Below are 21,037 nucleotides of genomic sequence, written 5' to 3' on the forward strand. Positions count from 1 at the left end.
TTTTATCGCCCGCACACGCGGGTTTTATTGGGAGTCAACGCAGTGAAGTTTGCCGGCAGTCATATTCTTTCCATTGGTCAGTTTGAGCGCGGAGATATCGAGAAAATTTTTGCTGTTGCTGATCGCATGGTGCCCTACGCCCACCGTGAGCGGGTGACCAAGGTGCTGGACGGGGCAATTCTCGGCAATATGTTTTTTGAGCCTTCCACCCGAACTCGGGTGAGTTTTGGCTGTGCCTTCAATTTACTTGGTGGTGAAGTGCGTGAAACTACTGGGTTTGAAAGCTCGGCCATTGCCAAGGGGGAGTCTCTTTACGATACCGCTCGGGTGCTCAGTGGTTACAGCGATGTGATTGTAATGCGTCATCCGGCTTCGGGTTCTGTTGCGGAGTTCGCGGCGGCCAGCCGGGTGCCGGTGTTAAATGGCGGCGACGGTGCCAATGAGCATCCCAGTCAGGCGCTGCTGGATTTATACACCATTAAAAAAGAGCTCTTGTCTCGCGGCCGCAATGATGTGGACGGCTTGCGCATTGCCATGATTGGCGATTTGAAATACGGCCGCACGGTTCACTCGCTGTCTAAACTGCTGTGCCTGTATCGCAATATCAAACTGGTTTTGATCTCACCGGAAGAGCTGAAAATGCCAGAGGATATTGTTGAGCAGTTGCGTCAAGCCGGGCATACCGTGCTGGAGTCCGAGCGTTTGGAAGATGCCATTTCCAGTGTTGATATTGCCTACTCGACCCGGATTCAAGAAGAGCGTTTTGGCAGCCAGGAAATGGCCGATCTCTACCGCGGCCGCTACCGCCTTAATCAGGCGATTTACACTGAATTCTGTGAGCCCAATACCGTGATTATGCACCCGCTGCCACGGGATTCTCGCGCCGAAGCCAATGAGCTGGATAATGATCTGAACGACAACCCTAATCTGGCGATTTTCCGGCAGGCGGATAATGGCGTGCTGGTAAGAATGGCGTTGTTTGCCATGACCTTGGATGTGGTGGATCAGATTGATAAGAGTGCCCGCGACGTCAACTGGTATACCGAACGCCGGTTTTAACTCGGTCGCACTGAATCAAAAAGGAGTGTTCATGGCTAAGTTCAGCCACGACGATGTGGAAATTATCCACGACCGAATCGCTTGGCAGGGATTTTTTAAAGTCCGCGAGCTGCGGTTTCGTCATCGTCTGTACGCCGGTGGCTGGAGTCAGGAAATTCAACGCGAGTTATTTGCCCGAGGTTCTGCCGTGGGTTTATTGCCCTACGATCCGGTCAATGACCTGATTCTTCAGGTTGAGCAAATTCGTGTTGGGGCAATGGAACACCCCAAAAGCCCGTGGATTGCCGAGCTGGTGGCCGGCATTATCGACAAGGCTGAATCCCCCGAAGAAGTGGCCCGCCGTGAAGCGGAAGAAGAAGCGGGGCTGGTCATTGGTCAAATTGAAAAAGTGGCCGAATACTACTCCTCGCCCGGCGGCACCAATGAATATTTTCATCTCTACTGCGGTGCGGCGGATTTGAGTCAGGCCGGTGGGGTATTTGGCCTGCCGGAAGAGGGCGAAGATATTCGCGCTGCCGTTCTGAGTTATGAGCAAGCAATGCAGGCGCTGGCCAGTGGTGAAATCAATAATGCCCACAGCATTATTGCGCTGCAGTGGTTGAGCTTGAATCGCGCCCGATTGCGCGAAGCGTGGTCAGTTTAATATGGCGGAAAATGCCCAGCCGTCGGTAGAGAATGCGTCCGATACCAAGATAAAACCCGCCGCCGGTCTGCTTAGATCGAGTCTGGTGGTGAGCTGCATGACCATGCTGTCGCGGGTGCTGGGCCTGATTCGCGATGTAGTGATCGCCTTTTTTCTAGGCGCGACCACCAATGCGGACTGTTTCTTTGTCGCCTTTAAAATCCCCAACTTCCTGCGTCGACTTTTTGCCGAGGGCGCGTTCTCTCAAGCTTTTGTGCCAGTGCTGGCTGAGTATCGCGAAAAAGGCACGGTCGAATCGACCAAGCTGCTCATCGACAAGGTGGCCGGTGCACTCGGTGGTGTGTTGCTACTGGTGACGCTGTTGGCGGTGTTGGGCGCGCCCTTAGTGACCACGCTGTTTGCCCCTGGTTTTCGTGGCGACCCGGTGAAATTTCAGCTCACTGCTGAGATGATCCGCATTACCTTTCCCTATCTGCTGCTTATTTCCTTGACCGGCTTTGCCGGGGCGATTCTCAATAGCTATGGTCGCTTTGCAGTGCCCGCGTTTACCCCGGTACTGCTGAATCTCTGCCTGATTATTGCTGCGCTCTGGGCCTCGCCATATTTCACGGAGCCGGCCATGGCCTTGGCTTGGGGGGTGTTTATGGCCGGGCTTGCCCAGCTGACTTTCCAATTGCCGTTTTTGCAGCGGATTCAAATGCTGCCGAGGCCGCGCTGGGCATGGCGAGACGAAGGCGTACAGCGGGTGATTACGCTGATGATCCCAGCGTTGTTTGGGGTGTCGGTCAGTCAGATCAACCTGCTGCTGGATACGGTGCTGGCGTCCTTTTTGCCCACCGGCAGTATTTCTTGGTTGTACTACTCAGACCGCTTGGTTGAGCTGCCATTGGGTGTTTTCGCCATCGCGATTGCTACGGTCATTTTGCCCAGCCTGTCGCGTAAAAAAGCCACTGAAGATGGCACCGGGTTTGTGGCGACCTTGGATTGGGGCTTGCGTGGGGTATTGCTCTTGGCGCTGCCGGCGGCGGTGGCGTTGTGGATTCTGGCTGAGCCGATTTTGATTACCCTTTTTCAGTACGGTGAGCTACAGGGCCGTGATGTGGGGATGGCGAGTCTGAGTTTACGTGCCTATACCCTTGGCTTGATCGCCTTCATGTTGATCAAAGTTCTGGCTCCCGGTTATTACGCCCAGCAAGACACCAAAACCCCGGTGCGCATCGGTATTATCGCCATGGTCGCCAATATGGTGCTGAATATCGCCTTTGTGGTGCCATTGCATCACTATTGGCAAATTGGCCATGTCGGGCTGGCCGCGGCAACGGCGGCCTCGGCTTGGCTGAATGCAGGATTACTGTTCCGTGGTTTGCTACGTAGTAAAAGCTATCAATTACAGGCGGGTTGGGTGGCATATAGCACCAAACTAGCTGCCGCCGTTTTGGTGATGGCCGGCCTGCTTTTGGTAGGTTTGTTTGTGGCGCAGGATTGGGTAAGTTTGCCGGCGTGGCAGCGTGCTGGGCAAATGGCCTTGCTCTGTGCAGCGGGAGTGTTTGGTTATTTAGCGTCACTGTATTTACTGGGACTGCGAATCAGTCATTTCCGAGAGCATCGCTTATAGCGCATGGCTTTAAGAAAGGCGGCTCAAGAGGCTATAATGCGCCGTTTTGAAACTTGATAGTGCAGGGGCTCAGGGCCCGTCACTGGCTAAAATTGGGCAATAAAAGACTCCCCGCATGGAGCTGATTCGAGGTTTTCACAGTTTTCGTCCCCAACATCGCAACTGCGTTGCGACGATTGGTGCCTTTGATGGTGTGCATCTGGGGCATCAGGCGGTATTGCGTCAGTTAGTCGCCAAGGGGCGCGAGCTGGGCTTGCCTTCGACGGTTGTGTTGTTTGAACCCCTGCCGCGCGAGTATTTTTCTCCCAATGAGGCGCCGCCGCGCCTGATGAGTTTCCGCGAGAAATTTGAGGCCATTGCCGAGTTGGGTGTGGATCGGGTGGTTCGTATCCGCTTTACCGAGTCGCTGCGCAATCTCAGCGCCGAAGAGTTTATCTCCAAATTATTTGTGGATGGTCTCGGCGCTAAATTTATTGTGGTGGGTGATGATCTGCGCTTTGGCCGCGATCGCAGCGGCGATTTTGAATTACTCCGTCGTCACGGCAAGAGTAATGGTTTTGAGGTGGTAGACACCGCCACCCTGCTCAATGGCGGTGAGCGAGTAAGCAGTACCCGAATTCGTCAGGTCTTGGGTGAGTCGGATTTTGCTCTGGCGGAAACCCTATTGGGCCGCCCTTACAGTATTTCGGGGCGGGTCATTGTCGGTCAGCAACTAGGCCGCACAATTAATGCGCCCACAGCGAATATTCAGCTGCGTCGCCTGCGCTCTCCTTTACAGGGCGTGTTTGCCTGTGAGGTTGAAGGGCTTGGCGATAAACCTCGGCCAGCGGTTGCCAATGTGGGGGTGCGCCCAACTATTGGCGATCTTAGCAAGGCAATTTTAGAAGTACATATTTTGGATTTCAGCGGTGATATTTATCGTCGCAATCTGCGGGTGGTGTTTCGCAAGAAGCTGCGCAGTGAAATCAAGTTCGACAGTTTTGATGAATTACGGCAACAGATTCAGCGCGATATTCAAACCGCGCGCGACTATTTTGCTGAATGATGTTTGCCGTTTAATTTAGCCGCTTAATGTAGACGTTTTTTAATAGAAAAATCCCTATGAGTGATTACAAGCATACCCTTAACCTGCCGACTACTGATTTCGCCATGAAGGCAAATCTGTCTCAGCGCGAGCCGCAGATGCTCAAGCGCTGGCTCGACGAGGATGTTTATGGACAGATTCGTCAGGCGCGATCAGGTCGGGAGCGTTTCGTTCTGCACGATGGTCCTCCATATGCCAATGGCGATATTCATATCGGCCACGCGGTAAACAAAATTCTGAAAGACTTTATTGTGAAGTCTAAAACCCTGAGCGGTTTTGATGCCCCCTATGTGCCGGGTTGGGACTGTCACGGTCTGCCTATCGAACTGAATGTTGAAAAGAAAGTCGGCAAGCCGGGTCAGAAAGTGGATGCCGCGACCTTCCGGGAAAAATGTCGGGAATACGCCAACAAGCAGGTTGATGGCCAGCGGGAAGATTTCAAGCGCTTGGGTGTGCTGGGTGATTGGGATCAGCCCTACCTGACCATGAGCTACGATGTAGAAGCCAATATCGTGCGCGCCTTGGGCAAAATCGCGGGCAATGGTCATCTGCACAAGGGGTTTAAACCTGTTCACTGGTGTTTGGATTGCGGCTCTGCACTGGCTGAAGCCGAGGTGGAATACAAAGACAAAGTTTCGCCTGCGATTGATGTGGCCTTTGCTGTGGTCAATGCGGAAGAAGCCAAGCAGCGCGGTGGTTTGCCTGCCGATACTGACGGCGAATTAAATCTGGTGATTTGGACCACCACGCCATGGACGCTGCCAGCAAATATGGCGGTTTCGCTGCATCCTGAGCTGGATTATCAATGGCTGGCCATTGAGCGCGATGGCAAAAAATTAGTCATTCTGCTGGCCGAGGCTCTGGTTGAGTCGGCGATGAAGCGCTATGGCATTGAGGATTATCAAGTACTGGCTAGCTGCAAGGGTGCGGTGCTGGAAAATCTTGCATTGCAACACCCGTTCTATGATCGTCAGGTGCCGGTGATTTTGGGTGATCACGTGACTACCGATGCCGGTACCGGCGCAGTGCACACGGCTCCAGCCCACGGCCAAGACGACTTTGTGGTAGGGCAGAAATACGGCATTGAGGTTTACAACCCGGTTGCCGCTAATGGTGTTTATATTGAGGGCACCGAGCGTTTTGCCAATCAGCATGTGTTCAAAGCTAACGATGAAATTGTGTCGCTGCTGGCCGAACAGGGCCGTTTGTTACATGCCCACAAGATGGAGCACAGCTACCCACATTGCTGGCGTCATAAAACCCCGATCATTTTCCGCGCTACGCCGCAGTGGTTCGTTAGCATGAACCAAAATGGTTTGCTGGAGCAGGCTATGAAGGCAGTAGATGGTGTGAACTGGATGCCATCTTGGGGGCGTGCACGAATTGAATCCATGATGAGTGAGCGCCCCGACTGGTGTATTTCGCGTCAGCGCACTTGGGGCGTGCCGATTGCCTTGTTTGTGCATAAAGATACCGCGGAATTACACCCGCGCAGTGCGGAGCTGATTGAACAGGTTGCGCTGAAAATTGAGCAGGCGGGCATTCAGGCGTGGTTTGATCTTGATGCCGCTGAACTGCTGGGTGACGAAGCCGCAGACTACATCAAAATCACCGATACCTTGGATGTGTGGTTCGATTCTGGGGTAACGCACTTTGCGGTACTGGCCCAGCGCGAAGGCTTGAGTTTCCCGGCAGATTTGTATTTGGAAGGCTCTGACCAGCACCGTGGTTGGTTCCAATCTTCAATGCTGACCTCGGTGGCGAGTAACGGCGTTGCGCCCTATAAATCCGTTCTGACTCACGGTTTCACCGTTGATGCGCAGGGCCGCAAAATGTCCAAATCGGTGGGCAATGTCATTGCGCCACAAAAAGTGATGAACTCGCTGGGTGCGGATATTCTGCGCTTGTGGGTGGCGGCGACCGATTACCGTAATGAAATGACCGTGTCGGACGAAATCTTTAAGCGCACCGCCGATTCCTACCGCCGCATTCGTAATACGGCGCGTTTCCTGCTGGCGAATATGGCGGGCTTCGATCCGCTGCAAGATGCGGTGCCGGCTGAGGATATGCTGGCGCTGGATCGCTGGATTGTGCAGCACACCGCCAAGCTACAGCAGGAAATTATTGCGGCCTACGACAGCTACCAGTTCCATCAGGTATACCAGAAGTTGCATAACTTCTGTGTGGTTGAGCTGGGTGGTTTCTATCTGGATATCATCAAAGATCGCCAGTACACCACCCGCGAAAACAGCCGTGCGCGCCGTTCAGCGCAAACCGCCCTCTATCACATTGCCGAGGCACTGACTCGCTGGATTGCGCCGATTTTGAGCTTTACCGCCGATGAGCTGTGGGCGGCTCTACCCGGTGAGCACACTGGCAGTGTTTTTGCTGCTGAGTGGTACATCGGTTTGCGGTCGATTCAGGCTGATGCAGATTTCGATGAGGCGTTCTGGGAAACCATTCAAGAAGTTAAAACCTCGGTGAATAAAGTGCTGGAAAGCTCACGTAATGAGGGCGTTGTAGGCGGTTCACTACAGGCTGAAGTGACCTTGTTCTGTGATGAGCCGCTAATGAACAGCCTGACTAAGCTGGGTGATGAATTACGCTTCGTTTTGATCACTTCGGCGGCGAGCTTGGCGCCTATTTCGGCCTCCAACGCGGCATCCAAAACCGATCTAGACGGCTTGGATGTTCGTGTTATGGCAAGCGAAGGCCAGAAATGTGTGCGTTGCTGGCATCACCGTGAAGATGTTGGTCAATCTACCGAGCACCCTGAGCTGTGTTTCCGTTGTATCGACAATGTCGATGGTGACGGGGAAGTACGCAACTATGCTTAAGCGGACAACTATGCTTAAGCGCATAACTATGCCTAAGCACCGCACGGTCTGGTTGCTGGTGTTACTGGCGGCGGTGGCGCTGGATCAGTACACCAAGCAATTGGCTGAAAGCCTGCTCAACTATGCGCAGCCGGTAGAATGGTTGTCGGTTTTGGATATGACCCTGCATTACAATCGCGGTGCGGCGTTTAGTTTTCTGAATGACGCCGGCGGTTGGCAGCGTTGGTTTTTCACTGCCTTGGCATTTGCCGTAAGCGGGTACTTACTTGTGTGGCTGATGAAGCTGCATCGTGAGCAGTGGTTGCTGTCACTGGCCCTGTCGCTGGTCGCGGGCGGTGCCATTGGCAATGTCATCGACCGGATTCGCTTTGGGCATGTGGTCGATTTTATTTCCGTGCACTGGGGCAATAGTTATTTCCCTACGTTCAATATTGCCGATGCCGCGATTACCGTGGGTGCGGCCTGCATGATTCTGGATATGCTGATTAATCCCCAGCAGCATAAATAAAGGTTTGAAATGAGTAATGTAAGCGTAGGGCCAAACACTGAAATCAGTCTGCATTTTGCACTGATGCTGGAAGATGGTAGCGAGGTGGATTCCACCTTTAATCGCCAACCTGCGACCTTCGTTTTTGGTGATGGTAATTTGCTGCCCAATGTTGAAGCGAAGCTGATTGGCCTGACTGCCGGTGCGGCCGAGGTGTTTGATTTGCCGCCAGAAGATGCTTTTGGTCAGCGCAATCCCGCTAATATTCAGCGTATTCCTCGCAGTCAGTTTGCGGCGGATATGGAGTTGCAAGAAGGCTTGGTGATTTCCTTTGCCGATGCCAGCCGTGCCGAATTGCCCGGCGTGATCAGCGCTATTGAAGACGAAGTGATCGAGGTGGATTTTAATCATCCGCTGGCGGGGCGAACCCTGCAATTTAAGGTGGAAATTCTGGCGGTTGCGCCGGTTGCCGCCGAATAAGTAAAGACGAGGCTACGACGATGAGTGCGCTCAACAACGATATGCAGATTATGCTGGCGAATCCGCGGGGTTTCTGCGCGGGGGTGGATCGTGCTATCGAAATTGTAAATCGGGCGCTGGACATGTTCGGTGCGCCGATCTACGTCCGCCATGAAGTGGTTCATAACAAATTTGTAGTCGATGATTTACGCGATCGCGGCGCCGTTTTTGTCGATGAGCTGGATGAAGTTCCAGACGGAAAAATCGTTATTTTCAGTGCTCACGGCGTTTCACAGGCAGTAAGAAATGAAGCCGAGCGGCGCGAGCTAAAAGTCTTTGATGCAACCTGTCCGCTGGTCACCAAGGTGCATATGGAAGTAACGCATTACAGCCGCGATGGTCGTGAGTGCGTGTTGATTGGTCACAAGGGCCACCCCGAGGTAGAGGGCACCATGGGGCAATACGATGACCAGCATGGCGGCAAAATGTACCTGGTGGAGGATGTTGCTCAAGCTGAGCAGTTAGAGGTTAATGACCCCAATCAGCTTTGCTATGTCACTCAGACAACGCTGTCGATGGATGATACGGCGGCGGTGATTGAAGCACTGCGTCAACGTTTTCCCAATATTGAAGGGCCGCGCAAAGATGATATTTGCTACGCCACGCAAAATCGGCAGGATGCCGTTAAAGTCCTGTCTGAAAAAGTGGACGTGGTGTTAGTGGTCGGTTCACCGAATAGCTCTAACTCCAACCGCCTGCGGGAGCTGGCCGAGCGCCGTGGCTGTCGTGCTTACCTTATTGATAACCAAGAAGATATTCGTCCGGAGTGGTTTTCAAATGGCCTCAAAGTGGGGGTAACTGCCGGTGCGTCAGCGCCAGAAATTTTGGTGCAAGCCGTTATTCAGCGCTTGCAGGAATTGGGCGCCTCACTGCCAGAAGAGTTAGCCGGCCGCCCGGAAAACATCACCTTCTCGCTGCCCAAGGAATTGCGCTTGATTAATGTCGATTGACGCTACTCCTCGCAGACTTCGCTCGCGTCGTACTCCCTTCTTAGTCGGCCGCCAATACTGAGAACCAGCTCGGTGATTCCCGGCTCTCCCGCTCGGCAAATCGTCAACGTGCCCGTTTGAAATGCTCCCGAGGGGCGCCGCGCGCTGCCATCGGGATAATAGGTGACAGCTTTTTTCAGATGACGATTCCCTAGAATATTAATATCGCTGTGGGTCGTTATTGTTCGCAAAACCGCTTCTTCATCAGCCTTTTCGCCATTGCCGTCGGTATCGAGAAACATCTCCAGCTTGCCCTGCCAGCTCCCATTAATATTCCATAGGGTCACCGGTTGCTGGTGATAAATAGCCATTGCACGAGAGTGGTTAAGCGCCCGCTGTAGGGATTGCGCGACACTGCGCTGCTTATGTTCTGAAATAAACTCGGAAAACGCTGGTACGCCGACAAGACTCAGTATGGCAATGACGCAGAGCGCAACGATAAGTTCGATGAGGGTCGTTCCCTTTTGAGTTTGCATGGCATCCTTTCCATGAGTGCTAACGCAGAGCTAACGTAGAAAATATATCGCTAATTTAGTATGTAGACTAATTCACAAGAGTTCGCGAATGTAAGGCTTGCTGGCGGATGGTTGTAAGTGCGTATTTTGCATTCTTCTAACAGGGCGTTAGAATAAAAAAGTAACTAGGAAAGTGCGGCTTAAAATCTGCGCTTCTTATAATGCTAAGGATAGCGGACATGGATTGTCATCTCCCCCCAGAACGGGTGGCGGGATTCACTCTTATCGAACTCATTGTAGTGATTTCGGTACTGGGTATTCTAGCCACGATCGCCGTTCCCAATATGCAAGACTTCATTGTCAGTTCACGCGCCCATGCCGAGGTGCGGAGTTTGTCGCGCTTTATTGCCGCTGCTCGCGCTGAGGCGATCGCCCGTGGACAGGTCGTTAATATTTCTCCTATTGCTGATTCTTGGTCGGAGGGTTGGCAGAGCTGGATTGATGAAAATGGCAACGGCGAGTTGGATAGCGGTGAAACCCTAAAAACGCAAAGCGCGATTAGTAGCCATGCCGCTATTTTAGTAAGCCGTTCTGGCAGCCCCGTGGATAAATTTAATTTTAGTAGTGAGGGGTTTCTCGGCGGCGTTGCCGAAATCTCTCTTCAATACCGTAGCTCTCCGGAAGTTTGCTCGCTTGATAGAAATTTAACCCTGAATTTAAGCGGCCTACTCAGTACTACTGAGAGGGTCTGTTCATGAGCAGATATTACAAGCAAGCTGGTACTAGCTTGATCGAAGTGATGGTCGCGGTGTTGGTGTCTGCCGTGGGCGTGTTGGGTGCCGCATTGCTGCAAATGAACGCAGTTAAATTCAACCAAACCGCGAATAGCCGTTCAACGGCAGTATTTCTTGCCAGTGATATTTCTGACCGTATGCGAGCGAATCGTCCTGATGCGCTTTCAGGCAACTACGACTTAGAGCTGGATTCTGACGCTCCAGATGGCGATGAAATTTTCCAACTCGATTTACAGGAGTGGGTGAGTGAATTGCAAAGCCGCTTACCTCTGGGTGACGGTGGCATAAGCCGCGACGGCAACACTTTTACCATTGTTGTGCAGTGGGACGAGAAACGCGTCTCGGCAAGTCGTGAAGCGGATTCTGGCAATGCGGAATCCTTTACCTTTATCACTCGTTTATAGGTGTCGGCGATGAAGAGTGTAAAAGGATTCGGGCTGGTCGAGTTGATGATTTCAATGACCATCGGCGTGTTACTGACTCTCGCCGTTTCACAGGTGCTGATCGCCAGTCGGGTTAGTGACAATGTGCAGGATGCGCTTTCTCAAAACCAGGAAAATGCGCGGTTTTCCATGCACTTTATTGGTAAAGAGCTACGCATGGCGGGTTATCTCGGCTGTAATACCCTGGCGAATATTGAGGCAAGTTCCATCGCGCTACCGGATTCGGAAGCGGATTTCACTCGGGGGTCTTCGCTTATTGTTGAAAATAATGTCGGCGATGAAAACGCCTTCGATGCCGTGAACGAGACCGATGTTCTTCGTATCAAACGCGGTTCTAATAACTCCATTCGTATTACTGGCGATCTTGCTGCCGACCTTTCAAGCATTCGTGTTGAAGATAATTCGGCGGGGTTTAAACAAGGCGATTTTCTTGTGGTTTCCGATTGTGAGAGGGCTGATGTTTTTCGTGTGACCAATACTCCCAAGGCGGCGGGAGAGGGGGAGACAAAGTTTACCTACGAGCAGGGCGCGCTGAATTCTGATAACCGCCTGTCCAATACTTACGGTGAAGACTCTGAAGTTTTTGCCTTAGAAAACCTGGATTTTTTCATTCGCGACAGCGGTCGCAAAACCCACCGAGGTAGTGCCATTAACAGCCTGTATGTGCAGCGCCGACTTGCCGGATCTGCCGGCGTAACTGGGCAGGCTATTGAGCTGCTGGAAGGGGTTGAGGATATGCAGTTGGAGTTGGGGGTGGATAACAATGGCGACCGGGCCGTTGATGAATACTTGTCGGCAGATGACGTTGCTGATTGGGAGCGCGTGCTTAGCGTTAAAGTCCGGCTGCAGATGGTAAGCAGCAATAGCGCCGCGGTGAACGGCGCTGGACAAAATTTTATCTCGGCAGCGGGTGAATCGCTTGATGTGAGTGATGGCCGGATGCGCCGGGTATACACCAATGTTTTTTCTATCAGGAATACCTTGCCATGATTGTTGAGCGTCCTAGTCAGCTTCAAAACGGTATGGCTTTATTGGTGTGCCTGGTATTGATGTTAATCATCACCATTATCGCTTCCGAAGCGATGCAAAGTGCGACCTTGCAGGAACGTATGGCGGGCAATGCCAAGGAAACTAATTTGGCATTTCAAGCTGCAGAAGCGGCGCTTAGAGATGCTGAACTTGTGTTAGATGGCAATACGGTTGGTCCCTTTGATGGAAGCAATGGAATGTACGAGTCCTGTGCCGGCGGAAGTCAAAGTCGGTCGGGGTGCTCAAGCCCAGACTGGAAGGATTACCACTCGGAAGGTTGGCAAGCCATGAATAATTTCAATGAAAACGCAGCGAAGCAACCGGAATTTATTATCCAGCGTATGGCTGCAGATCAGGTTCATAACGAAGTACTCGATGCGGACATGGCAATTCCTGGAGTCGGGTATTACCGGATTATTGCGCGTGGCTTTGGTGCCAGCGACCGCAGCATGGTGGTGCTAAGTACCACCTATCGGCGAGAGGAGTAAACAAGGATGAAACAGCCGCGAAAGGATTCGCTCTCGAAAATCAATACTACGCTGGCACAATGTCTTCTTGCTCTACTTTGCCTTAATCCAAGCGGGGCGTGGTCACAGGGCGAGGAAACGGTCGCCCAAGTACCGTTGTTTTTAACCCAGTCGGTATCGCCGAATATTATGTATATTCTGGATGATTCGGTGTCGATGCACTTTGAATTTATCCCCGATGGCATTATGTACGGGGCCAGTGTTTATCTTTTTCCCCGCGCGAACAATATCTATATGAGTACCTGGGATTATCCCAATCGGGTGCCCACGGTAGACGATGGCTCGCCCTATAATGCGCGCAGTCGGTCGCCTCAAATTAATTTTATTTACTACAACCCCAGCGTGACCTATACCCCTTGGATTAAGGCGGATGGCAGTTATTTCCCCGATGCTAATCCACGCTGTGCCTGGCACAACCCTACGCGGAATAACACCAATACGTGGAAGGCATCCTGCCGCAATCTGACCGAGGATAATGAAAACTTTAATGGCGTTCGGTGGTACGACTGCCAGCCTTCCGATACTTGCCAAATAACGGCGGCAAATAAAGTCTTTTGGCCTGCGACCTACTTTTGGCTGAGCGATTCAAGCAGTGATCCCTGGCTTTGGGACAGCTATGAAAAAGTCGAAATTCGGCATGGCAATACCTATTCCGGTCATGGCCGAGAAAATCGCACTGACTGCGTTAAGAAAAAGGACGGAAGCTGCACCTACGATGAAGAAATGCAGAACTTCGCCAACTGGTATACCTACTACCGTGCGCGTATTGGTACAGCTCGAGCCGGTACCGGTTTTGCGTTTGCCGAGCAGGGTAGTGATATTCGGGTGGGCTTTACCGCCATCAATAAGGGCACATCGAATGTTGATGGCGAGAGTGCGGTCGCCATCGTAGATGGGGTGCGTGAATTTAGCGGCAGTGGCCGAGAGACTTTTTTTAACTCACTTTATAACCGTCCTATTCCTTATATGGGCACGCCATTGCGTAGGCCTTTGGATGAGGTGGGGCAGTATTTTATGCGCCGCGACAGTAAGGGCCCTTGGAGCGATACACCGGGGGTGGCCAGTAGTGAGGAGCAATTGGCCTGCCGTCGTAACTATTCCATTTTGATGACGGATGGCTTCTGGGGTGGCCCTAATCCCAGCGGGGGCGCGGCAGATAATAACGATGGCACAGATGGAAATGATGGTTCTCCCTATCCTCCCCACATTGCACCAAATGGAGAGCAATACATTTACAAAGCGGTGTCGCCGTTTACCGATGACCGCAATCTGACCTTGGCCGATGTGGCCATGTATTACTGGAAAATTGATCTTCGGCCCGATATGCCCAATGAAGTTTCGGTGACTAAAACCAATCCGGCCTTTTGGCAGCATATGACCACCTACGGTGTGGGCTTCGGTGTTGAGGGGGTGATTGATCCTAAGGAAGCTTTTGCCGCAATCCATACCGGCGAGTCCATTGAATGGCCTGATCCCTGGACAAGGGGGGAGCACAAGATTGATGACCTGCTCCATGCCGGGGTGAATAGCCGAGGGGGGTATTTCAGCGCCGCTGATCCCGTTTTATTTGCTAAGCAGCTATCCGCGACACTCAATAGCATTGCCAGCGAAAGTAAGTCTTCTTCCGCGTCAGTGGCGGCCAGTTCGCGCCGTCTTGAATCCGACTCGCTGGTTTTTCAGGCCAGTTTTGACAGCTTGGAATGGGTAGGGCGTATTCAGGCATTTTCCTTACAGCCAAATGGACAGATAGACAGCGTCGCCTGGGATACCGATCAGAGAGGGCTGCCGGCCTATGAGCTGAGAAATATTATTACCTCTGAGGGTGATGCCGGCCAACTGCTCACCACCGCCATTGAGTTTGCAAGCGATAACTGGTCCAGCTTCTCCCATGAGCAACAGCAGATATTGCGTAATGGTGGTCCGCCTAAAGAGGGTAAAAGTCTTATCGATTGGCTTCGTGGCGACCGCAGTAACGAAGGCGTGGATTTTCGGCCACGACTCAGAGTATTGGGCGATATTATTAATTCCGATCCCTTCTTTTCGAACAGTAGTGACAACTTTGGCTACGCCCAGTTAGCCGGTGTTGAAGGAAGTAGCTACGACGCGTTTATGAGCGCGAAAGCGAGCAGAACCCCGATGTTATATGTGGGAGGGAATGACGGCATGTTGCACGGTTTTGCCGCTAAAACCGGGGAGGAGAAACTGGCGTTTATTCCGGCTGGGGTGTTCTCCGCACTGCCGGACTTGGCTGAACTGGATTATTCCCATCGCTTCTATGTGGACGGCCCGGTAAAAGTGAGCGATGCCTATCTCGGTGGGCAGTGGAAGTCGATTCTGGTTGCCGGGCTGGGAGCGGGTGGACGCTCGGTCTATGCCCTTGATGTTAGTAATCCCACTGCGTTTAGTAAAAATGATTTTATGTGGGAGTTTGCCACCGCTTCAGATGCCAGCGATAAACTGGGATATAGCTTTAGTGAGCCTTCCGTTATCAAGGTCAAGGCGGGCAATAAATGGGTGGTGATTTTCGGAAATGGTTACCAGTCGGGCGATACCGGTAAGGTATTTATCCTTGATGCCGCCACTGGGCAATTAATTAAAGCCATCGATACTGGCGTTGGTGGCGTTAAAAGCGGATTGAGTACTGCGGTGCCCGTTGATGTTAATGGCGACCGCATTACCGATTATGTTTACGCCGGTGACCTTGGTGGCAATCTCTGGAAATTCGATCTTAGCGGCGACTCCATTGCCAACTGGGGTGTTGCCTACAATACCGGTGGTGTTCCTACTCCGTTATTTAAGGCGGTGGACGATGACGGAAATTCGCAGCCGATTACAGCCCGGCCCACCGTAGGGCGTCACAAAGACGGCGGTTATATGGTTTATTTTGGCACCGGACGCTACATCATGGAGTCCGATTCCCACGCCTCTTCTTCCCCCCAAGTTCAGAGCTTTTACGGCATTCGAGATAATGGTGCTGTTGTCGCCAAAAGTAGCTTGCTAGAACAAACCATTATTTATGAGGGTAGGGCGACCTTAGGGAGCGGTGCGGAAACGGAAGATCCCATTCGGGTTGTGAGTAATAACGGCGCGGGGAGTCGTCCTCAAAATGGTTGGTATCTCGATTTAATCTCGCCGGTAAACGGAGTGGAGGGCGAACGCTCTGTCTCGCGGCCATTGCTGCGCGATGGTCGTATTATCTTTACCACGATTATTCCCAATGAAAGCCTGTGTGGTGTCGGTGGACGTAGCTGGTTGATGGAAATTGATGCTGAAACCGGTGGCCGTATTGAACAGCCGGTGCTGGATGCGAATGGCGATGGCATTGTCGATGAAAACGATATGGTGCTTATCGATGGGGTGTACTACCCAATCAGCGGCATGGGCTATGAAGAAATGATCAAAACGCCGGGGATTATTGCCTCAGGTGAAGTGGAATATAAATTCACATCGGGTAGTGATGGTTCGATGAATGTCATCACGGAAAAAGGCCGTGGACTGGGTAATGTTGGACGTCAATCATGGAGACAGTTGCGATGAATTCCCGTGGGATAAACAGGGGGTTCTCCCTGATTGAGCTTATGGTGACGGTCGCCATTGTCGGTATTTTGGCCGCTGTTGCGTATCCCAGTTATAGAGAGCAGGTGGCGGCTTCGCGCCGCAATGAAGCTGCTAATGCTTTGATGACCGGCGCTCAAGCACTGGAGCGTTACTATTCCACAAATGGACGTTATACCACCACGGCGGGTGGCAGTACTTTACCCAGCGTTTTTCCCAGTAAAGTGCCGGAGAATGGCACGGCGTATTACACCATTGCGGCCTCTGGTACCCCCGACGCGAATAGTTTTACCCTGAGGGCGACCCGTACTGGCGTGATGAGTGCCGATGAATGCGGTGATTTAACCTTTGATGAAACTGGAGAAAATGGTTTGGTTGATGCCAGTAAATCGGTGGCGCAGTGTTGGCGTCGATAGTTGGCCGCCGCTAGCGGTACTGGCTAATGTTAGCGGCACTGGTCAAAGCCGCTTCTGCCAAGTATGATCCGCGCGAAAATTTGTTTATCTGATTCAGGAGTTTTCCGCGTGATCAAACACAATACCTATTTCGACAATAATGTTCAGTCCTTGGGTTTCGCTACGGCGGACAAACCCGCTTCAGTGGGCGTAATGGCTCCCGGTGAGTACCATTTTGGTACTGAAGCGGCCGAGCGCATGGAAGTGGTTAGCGGTGCGCTGACTGTATTACTTCCCGGCCAAACTGAATGGCAAACCTTTGCGGCTGGTCAGGGTTTTGATGTGCCTGCCAATAGCGGTTTTGACCTGAAAGTCGCCGTTAATACTGCCTATCTCTGTATTTATGGATAAGGTACTTATGGTTAAGGCATTTACAGCTTAAGCCTCTTCCTCTCAGACTTTAAGGTGCTGAAATAGCACCTTAAAGTGCTGCTGAATACTCTCCAGATTTACCGCCGACATCCCGCTGGAAAAACCAAACCACACATACAGGCCATTCAAGTCTTGGAACATGGGCGGTAGGTAGCGTGGTGGAGCAATCACGCCGAGTTGTTGGTACTCGTACAGGGCGGGAAGATCGTCCAGCGCGATCTTGCCGACAAACAGTAAGGGCAGCAATTGCGGCAGGTCAGACAGAATGGTGCTGCGAATAAAGTTCACCGTCTCGACAAATCCCTTCACGTAAGACAAATCCTTGGTGAAACAGCTACCACCACTGACATCACCGCCACGGAAAACCCGCTGGGCAATTTTATAACTCTGTTTTGGCGTTAGGCCCTGCTCAACAAAGTGGCGATAGACCTCAATAAAATCTGCGCCTTGTTCGGCCATATCAATGGCCACTACCCGGTCGCTGATTTTGCGGGCGCGACCGGGATAGGAGCTGAACGTTAGCGTTTCAATGAGCACCGCCAAACCTTCTTGTAGCGCGGTAATGCGCGGTGATCCTACGCTTAGCCAGGTTGCCCAAGGCTGATTGCGGCCATTAAGTGTGGTGCCAACATGCACCCAGCCTTCGTGAACCTCTAATACTCTAATGTCCAAGCTGGAAAAGCTGGCGTGGGTATTGACCTTGATGCAATCGCCACCGGCGGCGGCATCGGAAACAATGCCGTCGGTTTCGCGTACAGTGAAATTACTGTCGTGAAAAAAATGCTGCAGGCGATCTTGCAACTGCTTCACCGCTTCAGTGGCCGGAATATCAACGCTGTAATGTGCGCTGAGATGCCCGGCTGCTGGCAGCGAGAAAATCTCACAGAGGCGCTGCCCCATTTCAATAAGGGTGAGTTTATCGCCGCGCAAATGTTCTCTGGCAGAACCATATAATTGCCGGCTGGCATCCATAAAGCCGCGGTGGCCGCGCTGGGTCAGCATATCGATTACCACTTCATATTGAGCGGTGGTGTCACACAACATTTTCGCGAGGGCATCGTGCTTGCCAAGGCGCTTTTCAATTTTATGCCGTAGGGAAATCAGCTCTTCACGCTTGGTTTTCGGATCGAAAGCTAAGGGGTTTTTTGCCTGATAAAACGCGGCATCTATATCTGGCAGGCGCTTACCGCTGTTAGCCAAAAAACGGTTTTCATATTCCTGTGGCCACTTGATGGCATCCAAAATCAGAATGGGTTTCTGGATCGCAATCAACTCGTCGGAGAGTTCGCGGAGGCTGGTTTTGTATTGTTCTGAAATACTCACTGGGTTTGTTTATCTCCGGGGTGAATCACTAGCAAGCAGCGTAAACGGCTGCGGCCAAAGCTGGCCATACTGATAAAGGCATCTAGGGGAATAGGAACATGACGGTAGTCACTGTCTGAGGGCCAGGGAGCATCGCGATTGTCTGGGTCGTTAATGTAAACAAACTGAGCATCGCTGCGGCGAATATACACCCAGTGAGGTGCCCGATTGCGATCCAGTGCCCAGGTGCTTATTAGGGCGATAATATGTTCATGGCTTTCCAGCAGCGATTTAAATTGTGCAGGGCCGAGCGGATTAATTTCTATCGGCAATCCTTGCTGTTGCATTTCCTGCAGAAAATCTTGATGGACCAGATCAATGACTTCCCGTTTTTGGGGATCACGTACACTGTCGCGAAAAGGAGTGTCGGCGGTATTGATATACAGGGTACTGCGGAAACCTCGTTGCAATGCGGCCAGCGCAAGGCCGTGGGGAGAGCAACCGCCGTGACCACTGGTCATAAAAATGGTGGTGGCTTCACGCCAGATACCCAATTCTTCGCTGCGGGTCATGGCGTAGGCAGGATTTAGGTCGTGTATCGCCATCATCAGGGATGCCGGGCCGCAGGTAAATTCGGTGGTCTGTGCGTAATAATCCGGTGCGAGAGTGGCACGAATTTCCGCCCTTTGACTCAAGCGTTTTTCATAACGCAGTGCGGTGCCACCGTCTTCATAATAGTCTTCAACCCGGTCGAATTTTCGATAGGCTAATTGTTCATAGAGAGCGATGGCTGCTTGGTTGCATTCATTCACTTCCAGCCGCAGAAAAACAGAGCCCTGTTCCTTTGCGGCGGTTTCCGAGGCCAAAAGTAGTGTTTTGGCAAATCCCTTGCCTCTGTAATCGGGGTGAATGGCAATGGAATACAGGCGTGCCAAACTAGTGCCACGCCGAAACAACAATAGACTATAACCGGCCACTGCACCGCCGGTTTCCAGAACCAGTAATTTGTGCGCGCCGGGCTTTATCAAGCCGCGAAAGCTGCGTTTGGAAAGTCGGTCAGAATTGAAACATGATTGCTCAATGTGTAGCAGTGAGGGTAGATCATTCAGTGTTGCTAGCCGCAATTCGGCGGCCCCGGTCTTTGCCAGTAAGGCCTGTTGTGATTCGGTGTCGGCTGGGGTGGACAGGGATTTTGGTTGGGCCTTTGGCATAGCAACTCCGGCGCGAGTGAGTGAGCGCCAAGCCCGATAATAACTCCACTGATTTCAGTTCTACAATCCGTTTTTTTAGCAAAAACCACCGAGTTTAAAGATATTGCTGGAGGCGTCATTTAGCCCCACAATTTCCCCATCAAGCACTGGCTAGCAGTGCTATCAAGTCGGCTCGGGAGGCCGCAATATGTCGCGTTTTTATGTTGTGTTGGATGAGCTGAAAGACTGGTCGCCGTATTACCCAAGTCAGGATGTCATCAGCTTTGATACCTACTTGGAATCGGGTACTGAAAAAAATCGTAATGAGCGTGTGCGCCTGATTAATTTGTGTCGCTCTTACCGGTATTTGGGCACAGGCTATTATTGCTCTCTATTGGCGGAAGCGCGGGGCCACAATGTATTGCCCTCGGTCAAAACCCTTAGTGAGCTGTCTAAAAAATCCCTTTCTGCTATTCAGTGGCAGGGTTTGGAGTTGGTGTTATCCAAGTTGGTGGCCGGTGAGGAAGGCGCTAAGCGGCGGTTTCGTTGTTGGTTTGGCGATTGTTTAGAACCTGAGCTGGAACCGCTTTGTCGCGCTGTTTTTGAGCGTTTCCCACTGCCATTGGCTGAAATTGAGTTGGTTTATAAGTCTGGTTGGCAAATCCGAAAAATTACACCGGTCGGACTTAAAGCACTAAAAGCTGTTGCGGAACAAGAAGCCTTCGCTCGGCGTTTTGAAGCCTTCAGTCGCAAGATGTGGCGCGCGCCTAAGGCACGTAAAACCCTGCGTTATGATTTGGCTATTTTGGTCGATCCGGAAGAAAAACTGCCGCCCAGTGATGGCGTGGCACTCAAGCGGTTTATTAAGGCCGCGGCGAGTTTGGGGATTTCCGCAGAGATGATCACCAAGCGCGATTACACGCGTATTGCGGAATACGATGCATTGTTTATTCGCGAAACCACAGCGGTGGATCACCATACCTATCGCTTTGCCAAAAAAGCGGAGGCTGAAGGCTTGGTGGTGCTGGATGATTCCGCATCTATTTTACGTTGTACCAATAAAATCTTTTTGGCGGACTTACTCAGCAGCAATAAAGTGCCGATTCCCAAAACCGAATTTTTGCGGGCGGAAAAAGCTGGTGAGTTGGAACGCATCAGTGAGACCTTGGGTTTTCCTATTGTATTAAAAGTGCCCGACGGTTCGTTTTCTCGCGGGGTGGTTAAGGTCAATAATCCTGAGGAGTTGGCGCTGGAAAGTGAACGCCTGCTGGAAAAATCGGCGCTGCTATTAGCGCAGGAATATATGTACACCGATTACGATTGGCGGATTGGCGTGTTAGATGGTCGGCCTTTGTATGCCTGCCGTTATTTTATGGTGCGCAATCACTGGCAGATTTATAAACACGGCAGCGGGGCAGCAAAGTCTGGTGGCTTTGAAACCATGCCGACCTACGAGGTGCCGCGCAAGGTGATTGATGCGGCGGTGAAAGCCTGCCGCCTAATCGGCAATGGATTTTATGGCGTCGATCTGAAACAGAAAGATGATCGTGTGGTGGTGATTGAAGTCAACGATAACCCCAGTATTGATGCGGGCGTAGAAGACAAGTTTATGGGCGAGGGCCTGTATCACTCGGTGATGGAAGTGTTTTTACAGCGTATGGAAAAGCGGGGCAGATGATGGC

General features: G+C 51.9%; 19 protein-coding genes. 16 read left to right on the forward strand and 3 right to left on the reverse strand.

The window, feature by feature from the left end; translation table 11 throughout:
- Positions 1 to 42 precede the first annotated feature (42 nt).
- The 8 genes from IB286_RS06755 to ispH all read left to right on the forward strand — a co-directional run bounded on the left by IB286_RS06755 (position 43) and on the right by ispH (position 9,194).
- Positions 43 to 1,059: an aspartate carbamoyltransferase gene (locus tag IB286_RS06755; RefSeq protein WP_190763834.1), complete on the forward strand. Its 1,017-nt coding sequence runs from the start codon at positions 43 to 45 to the stop codon at positions 1,057 to 1,059.
- A gap of 31 nt (positions 1,060 to 1,090) precedes the next feature.
- Complete coding sequence (locus IB286_RS06760) at positions 1,091 to 1,702, forward strand: NUDIX domain-containing protein (RefSeq protein WP_190763835.1); 612 nt, start codon at positions 1,091 to 1,093, stop codon at positions 1,700 to 1,702.
- A gap of 1 nt (position 1,703) precedes the next feature.
- A complete protein-coding gene (gene murJ, locus IB286_RS06765; RefSeq protein WP_190763837.1) occupies positions 1,704 to 3,317 on the forward strand; it encodes a murein biosynthesis integral membrane protein MurJ in 1,614 nt (537 codons plus the stop codon).
- Between the two features lie 115 nt (positions 3,318 to 3,432).
- Positions 3,433 to 4,362, forward strand: coding sequence for a bifunctional riboflavin kinase/FAD synthetase (gene ribF, locus IB286_RS06770; protein WP_190763839.1), 930 nt, complete (start codon positions 3,433 to 3,435; stop codon positions 4,360 to 4,362).
- A gap of 56 nt (positions 4,363 to 4,418) precedes the next feature.
- Positions 4,419 to 7,238, forward strand: a complete 2,820-nt coding sequence (gene ileS, locus IB286_RS06775) for an isoleucine--tRNA ligase (protein ID WP_190763841.1) — start codon at positions 4,419 to 4,421, stop codon at positions 7,236 to 7,238.
- A 28-nt stretch (positions 7,239 to 7,266) separates the two neighbouring features.
- Positions 7,267 to 7,746 carry a signal peptidase II gene (lspA, locus tag IB286_RS06780; protein ID WP_190763843.1) on the forward strand — a complete coding sequence of 160 codons (480 nt, stop codon included), beginning with the start codon at positions 7,267 to 7,269 and terminating at the stop codon, positions 7,744 to 7,746.
- Positions 7,747 to 7,755: 9 nt separating this feature from the next.
- Complete coding sequence (gene fkpB / locus IB286_RS06785) at positions 7,756 to 8,205, forward strand: FKBP-type peptidyl-prolyl cis-trans isomerase (protein ID WP_190763845.1); 450 nt, start codon at positions 7,756 to 7,758, stop codon at positions 8,203 to 8,205.
- A 41-nt stretch (positions 8,206 to 8,246) separates the two neighbouring features.
- Positions 8,247 to 9,194 (forward strand): 4-hydroxy-3-methylbut-2-enyl diphosphate reductase, encoded by a 948-nt coding sequence (gene ispH / locus IB286_RS06790; protein WP_190764301.1) that lies wholly within the window; start codon positions 8,247 to 8,249, stop codon positions 9,192 to 9,194.
- A 2-nt stretch (positions 9,195 to 9,196) separates the two neighbouring features.
- On the opposite strand, the gene IB286_RS06795 is transcribed toward ispH, so the two are convergent.
- Complete coding sequence (locus tag IB286_RS06795; RefSeq protein WP_190764303.1) at positions 9,197 to 9,709, reverse strand: GspH/FimT family pseudopilin; 513 nt, start codon at positions 9,707 to 9,709, stop codon at positions 9,197 to 9,199.
- 218 nt (positions 9,710 to 9,927) lie between these two features.
- Here IB286_RS06795 and IB286_RS06800 point away from each other — a divergent pair, with 218 nt between their 5' ends.
- The 7 genes from IB286_RS06800 to ppnP all read left to right on the forward strand — a co-directional run bounded on the left by IB286_RS06800 (position 9,928) and on the right by ppnP (position 16,842).
- Positions 9,928 to 10,446, forward strand: coding sequence for a GspH/FimT family pseudopilin (locus IB286_RS06800; protein WP_190763847.1), 519 nt, complete (start codon positions 9,928 to 9,930; stop codon positions 10,444 to 10,446).
- Entirely contained in the window at positions 10,443 to 10,886 is a 444-nt protein-coding gene (gene pilV / locus IB286_RS06805; RefSeq protein ID WP_190763849.1) for a type IV pilus modification protein PilV, read from the forward strand. Before IB286_RS06800 ends, pilV begins: the two co-directional genes overlap by 4 nt.
- 9 nt (positions 10,887 to 10,895) lie before the next feature.
- The gene (locus IB286_RS06810; RefSeq protein ID WP_190763851.1) at positions 10,896 to 11,915 is read left to right on the forward strand and encodes a PilW family protein; all 1,020 of its coding nucleotides are present in this window, start codon (positions 10,896 to 10,898) and stop codon (positions 11,913 to 11,915) included.
- Complete coding sequence (locus tag IB286_RS06815) at positions 11,912 to 12,442, forward strand: pilus assembly PilX family protein (RefSeq protein WP_190763853.1); 531 nt, start codon at positions 11,912 to 11,914, stop codon at positions 12,440 to 12,442. The genes IB286_RS06810 and IB286_RS06815 overlap by 4 nt, the downstream gene beginning before the upstream one ends.
- Before the next feature lie 6 nt (positions 12,443 to 12,448).
- Entirely contained in the window at positions 12,449 to 16,018 is a 3,570-nt protein-coding gene (locus IB286_RS06820) for a pilus assembly protein (RefSeq protein ID WP_190763855.1), read from the forward strand.
- A complete protein-coding gene (locus IB286_RS06825; protein ID WP_190763857.1) occupies positions 16,015 to 16,452 on the forward strand; it encodes a type IV pilin protein in 438 nt (145 codons plus the stop codon). Before IB286_RS06820 ends, IB286_RS06825 begins: the two co-directional genes overlap by 4 nt.
- Positions 16,453 to 16,560: 108 nt before the next feature.
- On the forward strand, positions 16,561 to 16,842 hold the full coding sequence (gene ppnP / locus IB286_RS06830; RefSeq protein WP_190763859.1) for a pyrimidine/purine nucleoside phosphorylase: 282 nt from the start codon (positions 16,561 to 16,563) through the stop codon (positions 16,840 to 16,842).
- Positions 16,843 to 16,884: 42 nt separating this feature from the next.
- On the opposite strand, the gene IB286_RS06835 is transcribed toward ppnP, so the two are convergent.
- Positions 16,885 to 18,186, reverse strand: a complete 1,302-nt coding sequence (locus tag IB286_RS06835; protein ID WP_190763862.1) for a flavohemoglobin expression-modulating QEGLA motif protein — start codon at positions 18,184 to 18,186, stop codon at positions 16,885 to 16,887.
- Positions 18,183 to 19,376: a peptidase C39 family protein gene (locus tag IB286_RS06840; protein ID WP_190763864.1), complete on the reverse strand. Its 1,194-nt coding sequence runs from the start codon at positions 19,374 to 19,376 to the stop codon at positions 18,183 to 18,185. Before IB286_RS06840 ends, IB286_RS06835 begins: the two co-directional genes overlap by 4 nt.
- Positions 19,377 to 19,563: 187 nt before the next feature.
- On the opposite strand from IB286_RS06840, the gene IB286_RS06845 reads away from it, so the two are divergent.
- Positions 19,564 to 21,033 carry a RimK family protein gene (locus IB286_RS06845; RefSeq protein ID WP_190763865.1) on the forward strand — a complete coding sequence of 490 codons (1,470 nt, stop codon included), beginning with the start codon at positions 19,564 to 19,566 and terminating at the stop codon, positions 21,031 to 21,033.
- Positions 21,034 to 21,037: the final 4 nt, after the last annotated feature.

The organism is Spongiibacter pelagi (assembly GCF_014705705.1).
Lineage (GTDB): Bacteria > Pseudomonadota > Gammaproteobacteria > Pseudomonadales > Spongiibacteraceae > Spongiibacter > Spongiibacter pelagi.